The sequence below is a fragment of the Planctomycetota bacterium genome (assembly GCA_016125255.1).
In the GTDB taxonomy this organism is placed as follows: Bacteria; Planctomycetota; Phycisphaerae; order Phycisphaerales; family Zrk34; genus RI-421.
Map to the genome: position 1 here is coordinate 69,113 of WGMD01000006.1, position 19,147 is coordinate 88,259.

General features: G+C 62.0%; 17 protein-coding genes. All 17 read right to left on the reverse strand.

The window, feature by feature from the left end:
- Positions 1-9: 9 nt before the first annotated feature.
- The 17 genes from GC162_07020 to GC162_07100 all read right to left on the reverse strand — a co-directional run bounded on the left by GC162_07020 (position 10) and on the right by GC162_07100 (position 19,110).
- The gene (locus GC162_07020) at positions 10-2,946 is read right to left on the reverse strand and encodes an outer membrane beta-barrel protein (protein ID MBI1368391.1); all 2,937 of its coding nucleotides are present in this window, start codon (positions 2,944-2,946) and stop codon (positions 10-12) included.
- A 41-nt stretch (positions 2,947-2,987) separates the two neighbouring features.
- The gene (locus GC162_07025; GenBank protein ID MBI1368392.1) at positions 2,988-4,235 is read right to left on the reverse strand and encodes a hypothetical protein; all 1,248 of its coding nucleotides are present in this window, start codon (positions 4,233-4,235) and stop codon (positions 2,988-2,990) included.
- Between the two features lie 98 nt (positions 4,236-4,333).
- Positions 4,334-6,139 carry a hypothetical protein gene (locus GC162_07030; protein MBI1368393.1) on the reverse strand — a complete coding sequence of 602 codons (1,806 nt, stop codon included), beginning with the start codon at positions 6,137-6,139 and terminating at the stop codon, positions 4,334-4,336.
- A gap of 69 nt (positions 6,140-6,208) precedes the next feature.
- Positions 6,209-6,823: a hypothetical protein gene (locus GC162_07035; GenBank protein MBI1368394.1), complete on the reverse strand. Its 615-nt coding sequence runs from the start codon at positions 6,821-6,823 to the stop codon at positions 6,209-6,211.
- Positions 6,824-6,844: 21 nt separating this feature from the next.
- Positions 6,845-7,744, reverse strand: coding sequence for a TIGR02597 family protein (locus GC162_07040; protein ID MBI1368395.1), 900 nt, complete (start codon positions 7,742-7,744; stop codon positions 6,845-6,847).
- 389 nt (positions 7,745-8,133) lie between these two features.
- Positions 8,134-8,751, reverse strand: a complete 618-nt coding sequence (locus tag GC162_07045; protein ID MBI1368396.1) for a tetratricopeptide repeat protein — start codon at positions 8,749-8,751, stop codon at positions 8,134-8,136.
- A 3-nt stretch (positions 8,752-8,754) separates the two neighbouring features.
- Positions 8,755-9,321 (reverse strand): hypothetical protein, encoded by a 567-nt coding sequence (locus tag GC162_07050; GenBank protein ID MBI1368397.1) that lies wholly within the window; start codon positions 9,319-9,321, stop codon positions 8,755-8,757.
- 6 nt (positions 9,322-9,327) lie between these two features.
- Positions 9,328-10,677 carry a hypothetical protein gene (locus tag GC162_07055; protein MBI1368398.1) on the reverse strand — a complete coding sequence of 450 codons (1,350 nt, stop codon included), beginning with the start codon at positions 10,675-10,677 and terminating at the stop codon, positions 9,328-9,330.
- Entirely contained in the window at positions 10,677-11,147 is a 471-nt protein-coding gene (locus tag GC162_07060) for a hypothetical protein (GenBank protein ID MBI1368399.1), read from the reverse strand. The genes GC162_07055 and GC162_07060 overlap by 1 nt, the downstream gene beginning before the upstream one ends.
- Positions 11,148-11,159: 12 nt before the next feature.
- Positions 11,160-12,095, reverse strand: coding sequence for a hypothetical protein (locus GC162_07065; GenBank protein ID MBI1368400.1), 936 nt, complete (start codon positions 12,093-12,095; stop codon positions 11,160-11,162).
- On the reverse strand, positions 12,092-12,658 hold the full coding sequence (locus tag GC162_07070) for a hypothetical protein (protein MBI1368401.1): 567 nt from the start codon (positions 12,656-12,658) through the stop codon (positions 12,092-12,094). The genes GC162_07065 and GC162_07070 overlap by 4 nt, the downstream gene beginning before the upstream one ends.
- Positions 12,655-13,074 carry a prepilin-type N-terminal cleavage/methylation domain-containing protein gene (locus tag GC162_07075; protein ID MBI1368402.1) on the reverse strand — a complete coding sequence of 140 codons (420 nt, stop codon included), beginning with the start codon at positions 13,072-13,074 and terminating at the stop codon, positions 12,655-12,657. The genes GC162_07070 and GC162_07075 overlap by 4 nt, the downstream gene beginning before the upstream one ends.
- Positions 13,049-13,543 carry a prepilin-type N-terminal cleavage/methylation domain-containing protein gene (locus tag GC162_07080; protein MBI1368403.1) on the reverse strand — a complete coding sequence of 165 codons (495 nt, stop codon included), beginning with the start codon at positions 13,541-13,543 and terminating at the stop codon, positions 13,049-13,051. The genes GC162_07075 and GC162_07080 overlap by 26 nt, the downstream gene beginning before the upstream one ends.
- Positions 13,543-13,956 carry a prepilin-type N-terminal cleavage/methylation domain-containing protein gene (locus tag GC162_07085; protein ID MBI1368404.1) on the reverse strand — a complete coding sequence of 138 codons (414 nt, stop codon included), beginning with the start codon at positions 13,954-13,956 and terminating at the stop codon, positions 13,543-13,545. The genes GC162_07080 and GC162_07085 overlap by 1 nt, the downstream gene beginning before the upstream one ends.
- Positions 13,946-15,148 (reverse strand): hypothetical protein, encoded by a 1,203-nt coding sequence (locus GC162_07090; protein ID MBI1368405.1) that lies wholly within the window; start codon positions 15,146-15,148, stop codon positions 13,946-13,948. Before GC162_07090 ends, GC162_07085 begins: the two co-directional genes overlap by 11 nt.
- Position 15,149: 1 nt before the next feature.
- Positions 15,150-16,811 (reverse strand): type II secretion system protein GspE, encoded by a 1,662-nt coding sequence (locus GC162_07095; GenBank protein ID MBI1368406.1) that lies wholly within the window; start codon positions 16,809-16,811, stop codon positions 15,150-15,152.
- A gap of 22 nt (positions 16,812-16,833) precedes the next feature.
- On the reverse strand, positions 16,834-19,110 hold the full coding sequence (locus GC162_07100) for a hypothetical protein (protein MBI1368407.1): 2,277 nt from the start codon (positions 19,108-19,110) through the stop codon (positions 16,834-16,836).
- Between the last annotated feature and the right edge of the window lie 37 nt (positions 19,111-19,147).

Genomic DNA, 19,147 nt, shown 5'->3' on the forward strand with positions numbered 1-19,147 from the left:
ATGCGGACATCAGAAGTTAAAGTCAGCTCCAATGCTGATCGACAGATCGATACCATTGGTATGCGACGTTTTGGTGACCGGACCGAATCCGGACTGGTAATAGGTCTCGATATCCGGGTTGGTCAGGTTCTTGGCCTGGAATTTTACTTTGAAATATTTGCCGAGCTTCTGAGTGACGGTGAAGTTGAGCGTGCCATACTCGGCGGCGTAGACATTGGGGATGAAAATGCTTCCGGCGGTGGGGTCGGCGCCGGCGATGAGCGTATCCCCCTTGACGGTGTAGAAGACGGTGAACTGGGTTCCGGTCGTTTCGACGTCATAGGTCATGAAGATGTTGTAGAGGTATTCGGGCGCATTGGTCATCGGTCGGCTGTCGTGGCGGTTGAAGGGATTGGGTGGGAGCGTGACTTCCGAGTCGATGAGCGTGGCGTTGCCGCCGATCGACAAGCCATGCAGTTCGTCCCATATCTGCTCCAAATCCTGGCGCACTTCAAACTCAAATCCGCGTAGACGACCCTTGGGGAAGTTCTCGGCGGTGGTGTAGACGAATTCGTTGGTCGCGGCCTGCACATACTCGATGGGGTCTTTGACCTGTTTGTAGAAATACGACACGGAGACGAGGCCACCCTGATAGGGTTTGTAGTCGAAGCGTAGGTCGTAGTTTTTGAGCGAAGCGGTGGTCAGATCGGGATTGCCCACAAATACGTCAGAGCCGAGGTATTCCTGTTGCTGGATCGGCGACAGTTCCTTGAACGTCTGCCGGGCAATGGTTTCGGCGTAATTTCCGCGTATCGTGAATTTGTCGAAGGGCGAGAAGACGAAGCCGATGGCGGGCAGCACATCGTTCTGACGGAAATCGACGTCGGCGTCCCCGGGGTTGAGTTTGACGGCGACGCCGGAGCTGGGCGGGATCCAGGTGGCGTCCTTCTCGGCCTGATTGACGATACTTAGTTCGGTCTTCTCGAATCGGACGCCGCCGATGAGTCGAAACCACTCGGTCAGCGGCATATCCGCCATGGTGTACCAGGCCGTGATCTTCTGATCGCCGGTGTAGTCGACGTCAATATCGGCGGCGGAGACGACGTGGTTCTCCCATGGGAAGAACTGGCTCCATCGCGATTCGAAGGGCCCGGTGTCGAGCGTCGAGGCGGCATTGTCGCCAAAGTTGCTGTAGGAATTCTGATCGTAAGAACGTTGGACGTGATCATTGAAGTAGCCGAGTTTGACGTAGCCCTTCTGTCCGGTCCAGTTGCGGAAAGGGAACTTGAGGTTGACGAAATATTGGTCGCTGTCTTCGGAGATGTCCTTCCAAACGCGCTGCAGATTGCCCACGGTGAAGTTTGCGGCGGGCTTGAAGGGCAGATGCTGATTGGGTGTCGTAAAGGGAGGCACAAACGGCGGGAACCCGGGATTGAACGCGGGAGCGAAGAACTGCTCGCCGAAGAGCCGCTTGTCGGGCTGATAGAGCGTCGAGGAACTGATGGCGTAGGTCCAGTCGAACTCGGGTGGGAGGATGGTGAAGTATTTTTCGGAGCCGAAGGGGTCGATGGGGAGTTTGTGTTCGCCATGAAACTGCAGCGTTTCGGTCGATCGCTCGGTGTACTGAAGCGTTTCGTTGCGATGATATGGAGCGGCCTGCGGACTTTGGTTACCGGGATCCGTCGGGTTGTTGGGGTTGTAGCCGGGGAAGTAGTAGGCCTTGCCGCGTGTGTCCTCGGCAATCGTGTCGGTGTTGTCGGTGGTGCGGTTGTACATGTAGAGCACGTTGACGGAGTTGAATTCGGATTCGAGACCGATGGTGCCCAAACCGCCCCATTGCACTTCTTCGCTGCCCTGCGTGACATCCAGGAGGGACGTATTGAACGAGCCGCTTTGCGGGACATTGTTGTCGGGCATGCCCTGCGTGAACTGAGGGGAGAGTCGCTGATGCGGCCCCAGCGACCAAAGCTGATCATCAATGCCGTTGTCGTAGAAGCTCGAATCGTGCTTGTAGTAGAAGTTGGCGAAACCGCCGAGCTTGAATCCGTCTTCGAGGTCGATCTTGCCGCCGCCGCCCATGTTCCACTTGTAGTCGATGGGCGCATCAATAAGCTCGGGGCCGACCGCGTCGCGCGAGACGGAGGGCGTGGCAAATTCGTTGCGTGATCCGTCGTCAATTCCGAAGAAGCTCAGGCCGTCCTGATCGGAGAGGAAATGGCTCTTGCCGGTGACCTGCGTGTTGGCGCTATACTCGGTACTGACGCTGAAGATGTTCTGAGTAGGCAGGCCCTTGAGGACGACGTTGACGGCGCCGCCGGAGGCGTCGCCCTGCTGATCTGGCGTAAAGGTCTTGCTGACCTGAATGCTTTCGATGACCGCCGAGGGGAACTGGTCAAGCTGGACCGCCCGCTTGTCGGGGTCGGCGGTCGGTAGACGGACACCATTCATCTGCGAGTTGACATAGCGATCGGGCAGACCGCGCACGACGGCGTACTTACCGTCCTGCACCGTGGCGCCGGAGACGAGCTTCAGCGCAGCCGCGGCGTCGGAAGCACCGGCCCGGCTCATCAGATCAGCGCCGACGGAGTCCAGAAGCTGCGGCGCTTCAAATCGCAGGTTCAGAAGCCCCTGCTCGGAGCCGCCGCCGATCTGAAGGTCTTGGACGATGAACTCTTCCATGTCGGTAAAGTCGCCGGTGAGCTGAACATTGACTTCCGTAAGCTGGCCCGGCGAGACGACCACATCCGCCTTAACGACCCGCGTGTATCCGTCTTTGGAGAAGACCAGCGTGTACTTGCCGGGCACGACCTGACCGAAGACGTAATTGCCTTCGTCGGACGCCACGACCTTCTCGCCCGTCTCCGCGATGAGAACCTGAGCCAATGGCAGCGGCGCATCAAAGTCCTTGTCATAGACCATGCCACGAATAGACCCCGCCTGCTGGGCCACCGCGGCGGTGGTCGTCATCAGCAGTGCGGCAAAAATGAACAGCCGGCACGAAAAACGCTTCACCACGGGTCTTTGAGTTCCTCATTGATGTGGCGCATCCGTGCCCACAATTCCGCGTCCGGCTCGACGGCGGCGATCGCCATCGACCGGCAGGTCGCGGAGAGGTCTTCAGCACGTGGACGGGAATTGGGATTGAGGACCCCCTGATCGACGGCGAGTTTGTAGACGGCCAGCGCCGAGGCCGTGTCGCCCATTGCCTGATATGCTTCGGCGAGCGGACGCAAGGCGCCGCCGCGGTAGATATTGACGATCAGATCGATCTTCTCGTGGAAAAGCTTGAGCGTTGCGTCGGCATCGGCTTTGGCCTTTTCTTTGTCGCCCGCCAGGCCACGCGCGCCGGCCAGTCGCGCCCGCATGGGCACGCCGAATTCGATGGGCCACTGAGCGGCGTCAAACAACTTCTGCGCTTCATTGACCAATCGCAGCGCGTTGGGCTGATCATCGTGCTTGCGGGCCGACTCCGAGAGCGAGAGGTAGAGATTGATCACGATGAAACCGGGGAAATTCTTCGTACCATCGGTGATGCGCTTCTCAAGTTCCTGCCGCTTGGCGGCATCGGCGTAGAAGCGATCGTAGAGCGCGGCGTAGCCATCCAGACCGTTGTTCTTGAGGTCGAAGTTTTCGCCGACGACGAGTTTGTCGATGGCGGCGAGCTGGGACTTGTAGGACTCTTCGTCGGCCTGCATGGCGCGGACGCGGTCGACCTTGCCATTCTGAAAGTCCGCCACACCGGCCTGATACTTGTCAGCCCGCTTGTTGTCGCCGAGCCAGGCCAGCGTCTGGGCGATTTTGACGTTGACCTGATCGGCGCGCCATTCGGCGAGGTCCTTGGGCAACTGCGACGCCAGTTCGATGTAATGATGCACCGTCGCGTCGTCGGCGTCGTGTCGCGCCAGGTAGAACGCCAGATCGCCATAGGCGCCGAGGCGCTGCCAGTTGTCGATCTTGGGGATGTAACTCAACGCGCGCTTGGGTTGCTCAAGCGTGAGGCATGTGGCAACGACTTCGGCCTGCGTGCGCGAGCGGTCCTTGATGTGCGGATTCACGGGAATTTTCGTCGCTGCGTCGAAGGCGAGTTCGAGCAGGTCGGTCTGAAAGGCCGCGAGGGGTTTATCCGTCAGCGCGGCCGATTCGGCTTGGGGGGTGGACGAAGCCGGCGTTGGCACGGGCGCGGCGCCGAGTGCGAATGACGCGAAGGTCAGAAGCAGTGCGGCGGTCCATGCGGTGTGTCTGATGAGAGGAGTCATGGCTGAAATCGATTCGTTCCAAAAGACCTGATGGCGGGGCATTTTCAGCCCCGCCATCAGGATTTCGATTCACTTATCTCGCAGCACGTGCTTTGAGATTACTGAGCGATCGCACGGTAGAACTTCGCATTGTCGAAGTCCTTGATGTCCGTGATGGACTTGGTCGTGCCGTCACCGATGATGGTGCCGACGGGGGACCAGTTCTTCATGTCGCTGGAGGACTCGACGCTGTAGACCACGCCGGCCACAGTCGCGAAGGACGTGGAGGCGGTGAGCTTGATCTCGGCGGTCGCCGGGTCGGTCGCATTGGCCGAACCGGTGAAGAAGCCGTAAGCGTCGGCGGCGGTCCAACCGCGGGCCCAGTTCACATCCTTGGAGCAAGCACCGCGGAAGGGAGCCGGGGTGAAGAAGCCGTCGGCGGGAGCCGAAGCGAAACTGGTCACCGCGTCGTTGGCCGCGCGGGGGTCAAGCCCGATGACGCGAAGTTCGGTCAGGCCACCCTTGGTTTCAGGTGCGTGCCGCTGAATGTCCTTGATGGGCTGCGCGCCGTTCTGATCGAGCACGACGTTATGGTTGGTGGAGTTGCCGGGGACAACGCCGACGGCCGTGGCGGTGGTGTAGTTGTTGCCGCCATTGCCGCCGCCGAGGTTGCGGAAGAAGACGCTGTCGTTCATTTCCGCGAGCATGCCGGAAGTCTGGGACTGATAGAGGACCGCCGGGTCATTGAAGGCACCGGGGGTAAAGGTACCGGCGTTGACGGTCGAGTGGGCGGTGAAGGGGGTGGTCCAGATTTGGGCGAAGGTCAGGGTACCGAACTGGGCAGCGCTGGCGGCGTAGCCGATCGCACCGTCTCCGTCGTTGTCATCGTTGGCGATGAGCTGTTCGCCCAGGTCCATAAAGATGCAGTTGCGATACTGGATGCGAGCACCATCGCGCCAAGCCGTGCCTTGGTCGCCGGCGATCGGCTGACCGATGGCGGTGGCGTTGTAGATGACGGCGGTGGTGACGGGCTGCGCGAAGGCGTCTTCGGCACCGTCGGTTTCGAACATGTTGTCACCGACGCCCGAGCCCTGAGCCGCGTCAGCACCGTATCCCTGAACGAGCAGGAGGAACTGGGCCTTGCCGCGCCAACCCTGATCGATGTCGAAGCAGTCGTCACCGATGTTCCAGATGTTGATGTACTTGTAGCAGACGGTGCCGCCCCAGGTTTCGATGCCGTCGTCGACGTTATTCATGATGTCGATGTGATCGACGTCGGTCTCGCGGCCGATGCCGCCCATGGACAGGCCGTTCAGCTCGTTGGCCAGACCGATGACCTTGCCGCCGTAACGGAGGGACAGGTAGTGCAGACCACCGCTGTCATCGTTGTCATTGTTGCCGCCGTACTGGGTTTTGGTGTCGTTGGCGTCATCGGGGGTCAGACCTTCCATGAACTGCTGGTTCAGGCCGGTCGGGGTCGCAGTGTTCTGCACGCCGTGAATGACGACGGGGACGTGGTTGGGCGACTTGCCGGTGTGCGAGGCGGAGATCAGAGCGTTGCCCATGATCGTGAGGTTGCCCCATTCGGAGACGCCTTCGTGCCAGTTGTGCAGGTCATCGAGTGAGGAGGTCATGATGACGGGCTTGTCAGCGGTACCGTTGACGAAGATCTTGGCGCCGCGGGTGACGGCGAGAGAGCCACCGCCGTTGGCCTGAGCGTCGGACTGGACGAGCGTGCCGGCTTCAATCGTGAGCGTGGCGCCCGGCAGGACGTAAATCTGCTTGGTGAGGTTGTAGGTGTTGTTGGCGGTCCAGGTCTGCGAGACCGAGATGTTCTGGGTCACGTCGACCTTGACAGCTTGGGCCCCGGTGGCGGCCAGACCGGTCATCAGACCGGCAACCGCAATGTTTTTCAGACTTTTCATGATATCTGTATCCTTTTGGTTATTTTTGTGTGGTTTTGATGAATTCAGCAGTCAGTTGGACGTAGAAATTTACGCCCGATTGCGGCGACGGCTGACGAGCAGACCGCCGCTAATGAGAGCCACGAACGCCGAGGTCGGCTCGGGAACATCGCCGCCACCAGTGGTGGGACCGACGGTCACGAGGTTGGCGTTGCCCGGATCAGCGAACGGGGTGAGCGTGTCACCGTCGTTGCCGGCCGTGCCCAGGTCGGTGGCGCTGTAGAAGACGCCCGCGCCCGGACCGGAGTCGGCGGGGTTGAACGCCTTGGCGAACGCCAGCAAGAAGTAGTGATCGACGCCGGCGGTGTAACCGCTCACACCGGCCGGATCGAGACTGGAGAAGGGGAAGGCGAAGCCGTCGGTGATCTGACCCAGATCGAGGATCAGGTCGTCGGCGTCCCAGACAAAGCTGGTGGCGTTGTCTTCGGGGGCCACGGCCTGATCGGTGTACGCACGGCCGTTCCAACCATCATTGTCCAGGTCGAGCACCATGACGTACGTGCCATCGGTGATCGTCACGCCATTCTGATCGGCCAGCGGCGTGTTCGTGCCGGCGAAGGGCGAGAACGTCACCGTCGCCTTGGCGGACACAGCCATCACAGCCATGACCATCAATGCACCCATCATCATCTTCGTCGTGTTCATACTGAGTTCCTTCGTCCTTAGTTAGTAAGGCTTGGTGATGCTCACCTTCGTGCCGGCTTCACTCGAAGGCAGGCGGAAAGTGAAAGATTCGGAGGGATTGAAAAGCTCATTGCCCGTCACGCCCGCACCGACCCAGTTGGCGCCGACCGACAGCGCGGTCTTGGACGCCGACTTGTTCGTGCCGGTCGAAGCGTTGTTGTAGAAGAGCACCTGACGCTGCGAACCGCTCAGGCCCGCGTTCTTGAGCACGACCGCCACCGGGTAGCCGGTGCCGATGTTCATGTCGCCGTTGGGCCCGATGAGCATGCTCACGGTGTAGTCCGGCACGGTGCCGAACGTGAAGAGCTTGAGCTGCTGACCGGAGGTGTTGCGGACGATGAACTGCGTCTCGGGCTTGAGGATCGTGTTGTTGTTGGCGCTGCCGACCCAGTTGCCGTTGACATGCAGACTCGTCGCCGACGCCGAGCGATTCTTCGACAGCGGGAACGAGTTGCTGTAGACGAGAATCTGCGTCGAGTTGTTGAGGAACGAAATCCCCAGGAAACCTTCGGGGAAGATGCTGCGGATCGTGTGATGCTTGTAGATGCGGAACGTGTTGCCGTTGGAGACCTGGGCCAGCACGTTCGCATCTTCGATCGTCAGCGTCGTCGCCGTGTTGGAGGTGATCGTAGTCCAGAGGCCCTCGCCCGTGCCGTCAACGAAACGGACGTAGAACTTGCTGCCGTTGAAGGCGCCGGAGGTCAGTCCGCCGCCGACGGTGATCACGTTGCCGCTCTTGCTCGACACGGTGAACGTGCCTTCAACCTTCTGATTGAACGGCACAGTGACGCGCACGTCGGTACCGGGCGGAATCGTGATGGCGTTGTAGCCCTGCACGCCGCCGGCTTGCACCGACGCGACGCTCAGAGCCAGCAGCATCATCGCTGCGATTGCACTTGCTGTGTTTTTCACACCTAACCCTTTCTGCTATTTGGTGGATGAACGGTCCGAAAGATAAGTCTCGATTGTTTGCATTGCGTGAGCGTTGTGTATGGTTCTGTTAGTTCCGTTAAGCACTCCTTTCCTTTGACGCGCACAATCATCGCGCACGCTTCCTGTGGAAAACTCACCGCGAGCGACATGCTTGTCGCTCTCCGCAGCATCCCGACTCGTCATTACGTCCAGTAAAACACGCCAATGTTTGTGCAGCGTTTGCCTTGGCGCTTGATTGAGTTAACTGAGGCCGTAAATCTTGCTCATGTGACTCGCAGAAATTGAACAATCGCCGTGGCAGACTTGTAGAGCATTGTTCATGAAGCGTTCAAACCACGCTAGGGAACATCCTTGTGGTGCACACTTGTCATCATTACCAATTTCTCCTTCGCCCACGCCACCCACTCCGGTCGCGTATCTCGCATGATTAATTCGCTTAACAACTTTTGCGTTTCCTGATCATGATCGCCCCGCCGCACGCGCGCCCGCACGAGATTGCCGAGAATCTGCGGATTGTCCGGCTCCATATCCACCGCCTCCCCGTAAATCTCCACCGCCTCGTCCAGCTTCCCGACCATCTCCATCACCATCCCCAGATTGTTCCGCGGCTCGGGCTGATGCGGCATGGCCTTGATCGCGTACTGAAACTCCCACGCGGCGAGGTAGAACTTCTTCTGGTGGTAATAGACCTTGCCGAGGTTGTTATGCGCCGGGCCGAAGGTGACATCCGCCGTCAGCGCGCTCTTAAGCGCCGCTTCAGCTTCCGGGTACTTGCCTTCGCTAAGCAGCTTTAGTGCCAGGTGATTCTCCGCCCGCGCCATCTCCGTGTCGCGATTCGGCGCGTCAGCCACGGTTTCATAGGCCCCGCCGCTCTTTTGCGAATTGGCGCAGCCCGCCAGCAGCATCGCCGTCGCCGCAAGAACGCATACTCGACTGAGGTTGATCCATCGCGTCATCGGTCAGTGCTCCGTACCGGGCGAACGCGTACGGTTCGCCTCCGGTGAGTAGATGAGATAGGTCAAGGTCAGTTCCGCTCCCCACTGATCGCCGCCGTCCTGCTCCGCCGGCGCGTCCAGCCGAAGCCGCGTCACCTGCGGCCCAGCGTCCTCCGCACCGATCTGCTCCAAGAACGCCACCAACTGCGGCAATTTCACATCGCGCAACACCACCTGCGTCGGCTTCCGCTCGTACGCCGTCTGCGTCACGCGCCGGGCCGGCTCGGGTGTGATACGGATCAGACTTTGTACCCCGATGCCCGCCGACTGCGCCGCCGCTTCGATGCGCTGCGTCAATTCCTGATGCGCCAGCTCCTGCGACTTGGCTAGCGACGGGCGCTCGCGCAGCGAACGAATTTCGCTCGCCAGCTCTTCGCACGCCTTCGCATCGCTCATCGCTGTCACCGCCGCCGCCCGTGCCTCGGCCATGTGCCCATAAATCATCGCGCCAACACTGAGCAGCGCGGCGAAGAGCCCCGCCGCCATGACGGTGTGTCTGCGTTCAACGAGTTTTGAGCCGTTCGTCTTCATGTGCGTTCACCTGGCCGCCTGCGCATCGGGGTCGTGAGCCGTCGCGCGGATCGTGAAGCCGACGCCGCCGTTGCTGAGCAGTTCCGTGCTCGGGGGCTGAACCTGCCATCCGGTTGCCTGCTTGAGCGCTGTGGCGATGGCGTCGGCGCTACTGTGGGCGTTGACAAGGCCGTCGATCGACAGATTCGTCTCGTCAAGCTGAATGTCCTGGATGGAGAAGCGGAGATTCGTCGGCATCGCGGCGAGCGTCTGATGCAGCGTCGGTAAAATGGAAGTCGGCGCCGGCGTGGCGTCCGCATCGCTCATGCGCATCCCCGCCATGCCCCGCCGTTCGCTTTCGAGCCGCGACCTGACATTGATCGGTACCGCGCGCTCGCCGAACAAATTCTTGTAGATCGTCACCTGCTGCGCTTCGCTCGTCGCCGCCAGCGCGTCATACTGACCCGCCCGCCACAACATCGCCCCTGCCGCCGAAAGCCACATCGCCAGCACCGCCGCGATCGCCCACCTGAGCGGTCGACGAAGCTGCCCCATCGGATTCGCCGCCGCCAGCTCATCCCGACAGAAATTCACCCATGGCTCCATCCGCCCCGCCGTTATCGCCGACGCCGCAAGCGCCGCCGCGTGATCGATGTCCATCTCCGCCGCCGACACCACTTCGCCGCCGCACTTGTCGATGCGCCGCCGAAGCGTCTCGATGGCGTCCGCTCGCACGATCAACCTGAGCGGCTCCCCGCCCTGCAGCGCCATCATCTTCAGTTGCCGCTCCATGTCCGCCCCAACCGCCGCGCCGCTTCGCCAAAGCCGCGGCTTCCCGTCCTTCAATGCGATCAAATCGACCCGCCCCGCGCCCGCGAGAACCATCACGTTCGCCCCGGCTGTCTCCTCCGCTGACAACACATGCTGCGTCGCAAGCAAGGCCATCGGGCTGATCATTTCAACCGCGATTTGAGCGGACTTCATCGCCGTGATGATGCGCTCCCACCGGGCCGTCTCGACGCAGACGCCCAGCGCCTGCGCATCCTCGCCGACGAAATCCGCCGTCACCTGCTCCGCCGTCATCGGCAGCTTTTCCTCAAGTCGATAGAGCATCGCCTGGCGCGCCCCGCGTCTCGGCTGATCCGATGCATCAATCGTCGTCGCCAGACAATCCTCCGACGACGCCGCGAGCACGAGGCCTGCTCCGTCCGCCGCATGCGTCCGCATCGCATCGCGCAGCTGCATCACCGCGCGCTCGATCGCATCGTCCGCTTCCGGATCCAGCGCAATCCGCGCGATCGGCTCCGCCGCCTCGCCTGCGCGCCACAGCGCCCAGACCCCCGCTCGCATGGACAGCATCAAACCCTCGCGCGACATCAGATCCTCTCCTTCTTCGGGAGCGCCATCTCCACGCGCTGGCCGTTGCATTCGATCGTGACCCGGTCGGCCGTGATGCGAATCACCTTCGCGTTGTCCACCATCTCGCCTTCGGCCTTGAGCTGCGTCCGCCCATCGGGCGCGACAAACAGCGCCATCGAACGCCCCGGCTCGATCACCGTCCCCGCCAGCGCCGACGCGAACGGCACGGTGCTAGCCGCCGTCGGCGCCTCCGCCGCCGGTTCCTCCGTCAGCGATCGCCGCAGCGGCGTCATCCATATCGGATCCCCCGCCGATGGCAATGTCGCGACGAGCGTGCGATGGTCCGATCCCGTCACCGCCGGCCGAATCGTGGTGCTCCGCGCCTCCGCCTCTGCATATGGAAGCCACAGCGCCATCGCCAACGCCCCCGCCGCGCCGAGCATGCACACGCCGGCGATCAACCAGAGACCGAGTTGCATCTGTCGCATCCGCATCATCAATTACCAGGTAAACACCTCGTGCACGATCCGGCTCATCGCCGGCCCGTCGACCTTGCCGTTCGCGTTCGCATCGGTCAGCTCCGTCTTCGTGACGGTCATGATTGCAAGCCGATAACGTTCACGCTGTCCGTCATCGACGCGCGTCCAGAGCGAGTACCATCGTGATTCGTCCGTGAGCCGACCTGCGAGCTTCGCCTGATCATTCTTTGAAAGCATCAGTCCGCTTGTCAACGTCGCCATCGTCGCCTTCGGATTCGCCTTTCGCATGGCGATGATCTGCGACACCTGTGCGTCATCGATCACGCCGTCGCCGATCGCCGCCAGCGCCGCCGGCGTCGCTCGCAAATAGTTCACCCGCCCCTCGCCCCAGCAAGTAAACAGCGTACTTGTCGCATTCGGCTTCGTCATCGAACCCAGATACGCGCTCGGCGTCATATTGAACACCTGCTCGTATCCCCCATAGCGCGGCATCGCCCGCTGCTGCGCCGCGTTACCGATCGATGCCTTGAGCGGTTCGAGCCGGACCGGCACGGCGTCCCGCTGCACCCGGCGCACCATGTCCCGGATCGCCTTGCCCATACTCTTTTCACCGATGATCGCCTCAAGATGATTGACGTTGACCTTCGCGTCTTCGTCCTGCACCAACAGGTCGAATCGCACGCCGCCAAGCGTGACGGTCCCGGCTTGCTGCGTCACCGGCTCGCGCGTCTTTTCCTCGCGCTTGTTCATCTGTTCGACCGCCAGCGTGACGAACGCCGCTTCGCAGCTCCGCTCGCCCCACCGCTTCTGCAAGTCCGTCGCGGCCGCATTCGCCGCGTTCGCCCGGCTCAGCGACCGCCGCGCGACGCCCGACAGCGCGACGCTGACCAACGCCACCAACAGCATCGCCATCAGCAATGCGAATCCGCTCGATCGGCTTGTGTCGCATCGCGTCATCGCACATCCACCTTCACATCAAGGTTCACATCCCCTTCGACAATGACGCGCACCCGATCCGGCGTCGGCGTCGCGTCCGTCCCGATCATCGGATCGTCCTGCCGCACGCCCGCCGGCACCACCCGCTCGATGCGAATCCCCGTCACACCCGCGCAGACCAGTTCCGACCAGCGATTGCGATTCGACCGCTCGTTGATCCGCGTCTGCCGCCGCACGAGCCAGCTTCGATCGTCCATCGACCGCACGAAGTATTCGATCTTCACTGGTTCGTGAGACACTCCGGCGGATTCGCGGGACGCGTCATCGGTATGGGCGGCGGGGATCGACGCGTAGCCGATCATCGTGATCGTGCCCTGCTGCTGTCCGAGCAGACGCGATTCGACGAGATCGTGTTGCATCAGGTCGATGATCGTGCGTTCGATCGTCGCCGTCGATGTCGCCGATGTGTCCGTCGTCGCATCGGCCTTCAGAGCGGCGAGCACCTTCATCGACCCGGCCATGAGCACAACCGCAAGTGCCGTCGCCAGCAAGAGCTCAATGATGGTGAATGCCCGCCGTGTCATGATTTACCCTTCGTCTGCAATGCCGGCACAAGCAGTTCGACGGACAGAATCGCCTCATCCGGCCGTATCGCGCGCCCGTCGAACACCTCCAGCCGCGTGATCGCCAGCTTGAGTATGCGGTTTGATTCGTCGCGTTGCGTGTGTGTCCGCCAGGTCATGTCCGACTCGCCCGGCACATTACCGCTCGATTCGCGCGGCAGCGTCTTGTCGTCGGCGAACCAATATTCGAGCATCCGATCCGCCGCCGCCGCTGCCGCCAACCGTCGATCCGCCTGAGCCAGTTGCCGCGTGCAGCGCGCCTTGGCGATCATCGCCCCCGCCATCACCGTGCCGAGAATCGCCAAGCCGGCGAGCACTTCTATGAGCGTGAACCCCCAACGCCGGCGCGAATTATGAAGTGAGCGATGCAAGCACATGCGTCACCTCCTGCTCATGCGCCATCCGCGTCACCTGCCCCGACAACCCCGCTATGAGCACCCACGTGGATATCCCATCGGACCCCGCAATCTCGATGGCGAAGCTGTCCGCATCGCCGTCCGATGTGTATCGCACCGTCACTGCATTGTCCCCGTTGACGATGACCTTTCGCATGACGTATCCGTCGGGCAGCGCGACTCGATGCGACCCCGCGCTAATCGCGCCCTCGCCGATCTCCCGCCGCTCGATCGCGCCCTCGCGCAGGTCGAATGTCACTTCAAATGCCTTGCCCGATCGTCGGGCCGCCTGGCGCGTCATCTGATCCATGAACGTCACGCGGCCGATGGCATCATCGAGTTTCGCCGCCGTGAACCATCCCATGGGGCGCATCATCACCGCCGCCGCCGTGATCGCGATGATCACCAGCACGGTCATGACTTCGATGAGTGAGAACGCCCGTCGGTGCATCAGTGCGATTTCTCCTGACTTTCGCTGCTAATGTCCGCATTGGCGCCCTCGCCCCCCTCGCGCCCGTCGGCACCGTAGCAGATCACCTCATACGGCTCGTCGCGTCCCGGCGTGTTGTACTGATAGTCCCGGCCCCACGGGTCCTTGAGATTCTTGAGCGGCAGCACGCCAAGTCCCTGATCATTCGACGGGTACGCGCCCTTGTCCGCGTAGTACGATTCGACCGCGTTGCAGATCGTGGCGATGTCGGACTTGGCGCGGTTGAGTTTGGCCTTGTCGATGTAATCGCTGACCTTGATCGCCACCGCGCCGGCGAGCAGGCCGATGATCACGACGACGACCATGACTTCGATGAAGGAGAATCCTGCTTGACGCGCCGAGTTGGCGGCGCGGACGGAACGGTTAGAGCACATCGCCTGCCTCCAGGATGGGCATGAACGTCGCGAACGCAATGAAGCCCACCATCACGGCGAGCATTAGAATGAGCACCGGCTCCAGTACGAGCGTGAGCCGATTCGCCAGCGTGGCGACCTGCTGGTCGTAGTCCTCGGCCAGACGGTCGAGCATCTCCTCGAGCCGGCCCGACTGCTGACCGGCCGCGAATATCTGAATCACCATCGGCGGAAACACCCCCGTATCCTCCAGCGCTTCGGCGATGTCCCGGCCCGCATAGACCGCCTGTTCGCATGCATCGAGCGCCCGGCGCAGCACCAAATGACGCGTCGTGTTCTGCGCGATGCGGATCGCCTTCACGAACGGCACGCCGCTCTTCATCAGTGTCGACACCACCATCGCGATGCGTGAGATCGCCTGCCGACGCATCATCGATCCGAGGATCGGCACGCGCAGCGTCATGCAATCGATGAACCATCGTCCGCGCGGCGTGCGCCCGATCGCGCTCGCCCCCGCCGCAACAGCGACCACAGCCAGCGCGATGAGCCAACCCCAGTGAATCAACGCGTCGCTGATCGCCTTGACCACGCGCGTCGCCAGCGGCAGCTCGTGTCCCGCTTCCTGCAACGTCGCCAGGAGATTCGGCACGACGAACGTCATTAGAAACAGACTCACGCCTACACCCGCCGTCAGCACGATGCACGGATACACCAGCGCGGACCCGACGCGGTTCTTGAGTTTGGCGGAGCGCTCCTTGAACTGCGCGAGGCGCACCAACGCGGACTCGAGCGTGCCGGCGTTTTCACCGACTTCGACGATGTTGACGCACAGATCGTCGAACACCGCCGGGTGTTCGCGCATCGCCTCCGCCAGCCCAATGCCCGACGACACTCGGTCGCGGATCGTAAGCAGCATCGCATGGAACGGACCGTGGTGCTGTCGGGCGATGGTGTCGATCGCTTCGAGCATCGGAATGCCGACGGCCAGCAGCGTCGACAACTCGCGGACGAATGTGACGACTTCCGTGCTGAACCGGGGCCGGAAGGGCTTGATCCAACTTTTGAGATTGAGCGAGGCGCGTTGCGCGCGGACATCCTGAATCGTCAGGCCGCGCGAGCGCAGAATGTCGCGCGCCTGCCGGGGAGTGTCGGCCGTGACGGTCCCGCTGATCGCGCCGCCGGACTGTGTCGCCTTGTATGCGAACACCGCCATGTCAGCTCTCCGTCCTCATCATCACGCGCTGCACCTCCTCGACGGTCGTCTTGCCCGCCAGCAGCTTGTCGACGCCGTCGTCAGTGAGCGTCTTCATGCCCCCGCAGACCGCCGCCGCCTTGATCTGTGAAGCGGTGGCGCGGGCGTTGATCAGTTCGTGAATCGATTCGTCGACGCGAAGCAGTTCGAAGATGCCAACGCGCCGGCGATAGCCGGTCTGACGGCAGGCGGAACAACCGTGCCCGCGCCGCGGCGAACCCGATGACGCACGCGCCATTTCAACGCCGAGCGTCCGGCAATCGCCAGCCGACAATTCGAACGGTCGTCCGCACGCATCGCATACCCGCCGCACCAGCCGCTGCGCCAGCACGCCCACGAGCGAACTGGCCACAAGGTACGGCTCGATGCCCAGGTCCAGCAGCCGCGTCACGGCGCTGGGCGCGTCATTGGTATGAATCGTCGACAGCACCAGGTGCCCCGTCAGCGCCGACTGGATCGCCATCACCGCCGTTTCATGATCGCGAATCTCGCCCACCATGATGATGTCCGGGTCTTGTCGTAACACGCTGCGAAGCCCGCTGGCGAAGGTCATACCCTTCTTGTCGCTGACCTGCGTCTGGCTGATGCCCGGAAGCTGGTACTCGATCGGGTCCTCGAGAGTCAGAATGTTGCGCTCCTTGGAATTGATCTGCTGGAGCGCCGCATAAAGCGTCGTCGACTTACCTGAGCCGGTCGGCCCGGTGACGAGGATCAGGCCATGCTCGACGGTGATCAGATCGAGGAAGCGTGTCAGCGTGGTCGGATTCATGCCGAGTTGGTCGAGCGTGTAGAGCTGAGCCGTCTTGTCGAGCAGTCGAATCACCACACGTTCACCGAGACTTGTCGGAATCGACGACACGCGCAGGTCGATCTGCCGGTCGCCGACCTGCACGGTCGCCCGGCCGTCCTGTGCGAGACGCTTTTCCGCGATGTTCATGTGCGAAAGCACCTTGATGCGGCTGACGATTTCATCTTGAAGATGCTTGGGCAGCGTGAAGATGTCCGTCAGCACGCCATCGATCCGCATGCGGACGGCAATGCGGTCTTCGTAGGGTTGAATGTGCACGTCGGAGCACATCGCCTTGACCGCCTCAAACAGCACGAGGTTTACGAGCTTGATCACCGGCGCCCGTGTGCCCACGTCAAGCAGATCTTCGCGCGTGCCGAGCTGACCGACTTCGGCGAGCACGTCCTGCCGGTCGAGGCCATCGATGAACTGCTGGGCCTGACCTTGACGTTCCTGATACGCATGATTGATCGCGGCGGCGATCTGCTCGGCGGGAGCGAACACGGGCTCGACATCCCGGCCCAGATAGCGCGACACCAGATCGAGCATTTCCCACGCCGCAGAATCACCGATCGCCACCGGTATCCGATCGCCTTGGTCCTCGAAACCGAGCACGCCATGCTGACGCGCGAAGCTGATCGGAATCCGCTCGATGAACACGGCGCTGGCCTTGTGATCCTGAAGCGAATCGAGATACGTCACGCCCAACTGTCGCGCCAGCGTCGCCAGATCAGCCGCGCCATCGGTCTGACCGCACGCGCAGATCGCATCGTCCGACGGTGCATCACTGACCGGCGGATCGCTAAGCGTATTCTCCTGCACGTATCCTCGAATCATCGGGTCTGCGTCCTTGAGCGGCTTACTCGCTAACCAGCGGCTCGCTCGTGGGGAAGTCGCCCGGGAGCTCCGCCTTGTCGAGCTGGCCAGACGAGATGAACTTAAGGTCGGCGAACTGATCGTCGCGAAGAATGATCGGGCGGATGAAGACGAAGAGCGTCGAATCGGACCTGGTGTCCGTCTGCTTCTGAAACAGATGCTTGAGCACTGGCACTTCACCGAGGAACGGGATCGCGTCGAGCGTGGAGCTGTCGTCGGTGCGATGCAGTCCGCCAACGACGACCGTGAACCCGTCGGGCACGGTGACATGACTCTCGATCGACGTCGTCTGGCGCGGCGGCGGAATACCGTTGGTCCCCTTGCCGGTGAAGCTGTTGAGTTCGACGGCGTACTGGAGCGTCAGGTGATCGCCTTCGCTGATGTGCGGCTTGACGTTGATGGTCGTGCCGGCCTTGACGTATCCGCTGAAGCTGGTGGTCGAGACGGTGGTCGATGCGTTGACGCTTGTGTAGGGCTCTTCGGAGATGCTGTCGAGCGTACCTTTGGCGTTGTCATTGACGAGGATCCGCGGTGTTGAAACCACCTTCGCATGCGAATCGCTCTTGAGCGCCTGAATGACGAGGTCGGCGACTTTCGTGTCGAGAATCGCGCCATTGAAACCCACGCCCGGAATCAGCGACACGGCGGCGGTCGAGGGATTGATCGTGCTCAGGCCGAAGGAGCTGAACACCAGTGCATTGCGACCCCCGTCGATCGCCGCCGATTGGCCGAGTTCGACACCCAGCGAAAAATCGTTGCTCGTATCGAGCACGACGACGGTCGCCTCGATGAGCACCTGCGGGCGGCGCTGGTCGAGCTGGCGAATGAGCTTTTCGAAGATCGACTGCACATCGGGCTTGGCGATGATGATGATGCTGTTGGTGTTGACGTCAGCGGTGATCGTCGCACGCTTGCTGCGAACGGTCGTGACCCCCTGTTTCTTCGACGCATCGCCATCGCTCATCGGCGTCAGCCCGTGCGGTGCGGATTCCGCGCTGTTGCTGTAACCCTGCGGCGGCGCGGCGGGGGCGCCCGTTGGCGAGGCCTGCTGATTGATATTCGACCCGGCGATCGATTCGTCGCCGGCGTCCTGCTTCCTGGATGAGTCCTGATGACTGGACGACTCGCCGCCTTCGAGGGCGCCGAGCGTTTCAAGCACATCCGCCGCGTCGGCGTTCTGCAGCTTGTAAAATCGAATCGGGCTTTCGGCTTCCGTCGGCGTCACGTCCATATCGCGCTTGAGCGACTCGACGCGCTCGTGAATCTCCGGCGTGGCGGTCACGACCAGAAACCGCCCCTCTTCATCAACCGCCGAGTGATAGAGCCGACCCGCATCGACCGGGCCGATCAATTCGGCGAGCAGCTTGTCGATCCGGTCCGGCGAAGCAACCTTGAACTGGTAAATCTTCGTCGAAAGTCCCAGTGAGACGTCCAGCGATTTGACGATCTTGACCGCGTCGGCGACACGTTCCTTGGAGCCGACGGCGATGATCTGATTCGTGCGGGGATCGCTCGTGAGTTCCACGCCGGCGGTCGCCCCGGGCTTGGCCTGCCCGCCCGCCATCGCCTGCGACTTGAACCGCACGATGTTCATCGCCTGCTGGAGCAGCTTCGCCGCCTCCTGATGTGCGATGGGGATGAACTCGATGGCGACCTGCTCCTGCGGCTGATCCGCCAGTGCGATCAGACTCGTGATCCTCTGCATGTTCGAGGCGTAGTCGGTGACGATCAGCAGTTTGGAGCCGTCGACGGAGAAGCTGTTGCCGCCGGGCTGAGTGAGAAACGGCTTGATGATCGTGTCCACGCGCGTCGGATCGCTGTGATCGAGTTGGAAGACGCTTGTGATGACGGCGTTGGCGTTGCCCACCGCGCCATTGCCGGGAGCACCGGAGATCGCCACCAGGTTCGCCACCTGCACGACGCGCTTCCAGCCGGGCTGATCGCCGTCGATCAGCGCCATGCCTTTGACGCGCAGCGTGCTTTCGAGCAGGCCCAGAAGCGAACTGACCGGAATGCGGCTCGGGGCCTGAAGCGTCACATGCTGATTGGCCAGCGACTCGTCGTAGAGGATGTTCAGGTTCAGGCGCTTGGAGACATAGTCGACGAGCACCTTCAGATCGAGATTTTCGGGGAAATTGAGCGTAACGAAAGCATCGGACTCCGCCGCCGGGACCGCCTCGTCGGCGCGAAGCATCGGCGACACCGCGACGGCGATGAAGCAACATACCAGAAGCACAAGATGACGAAACACGCGAACCATTTGCAGTCTCGCTATTGCTCGGGGCGAGCTGGCGATC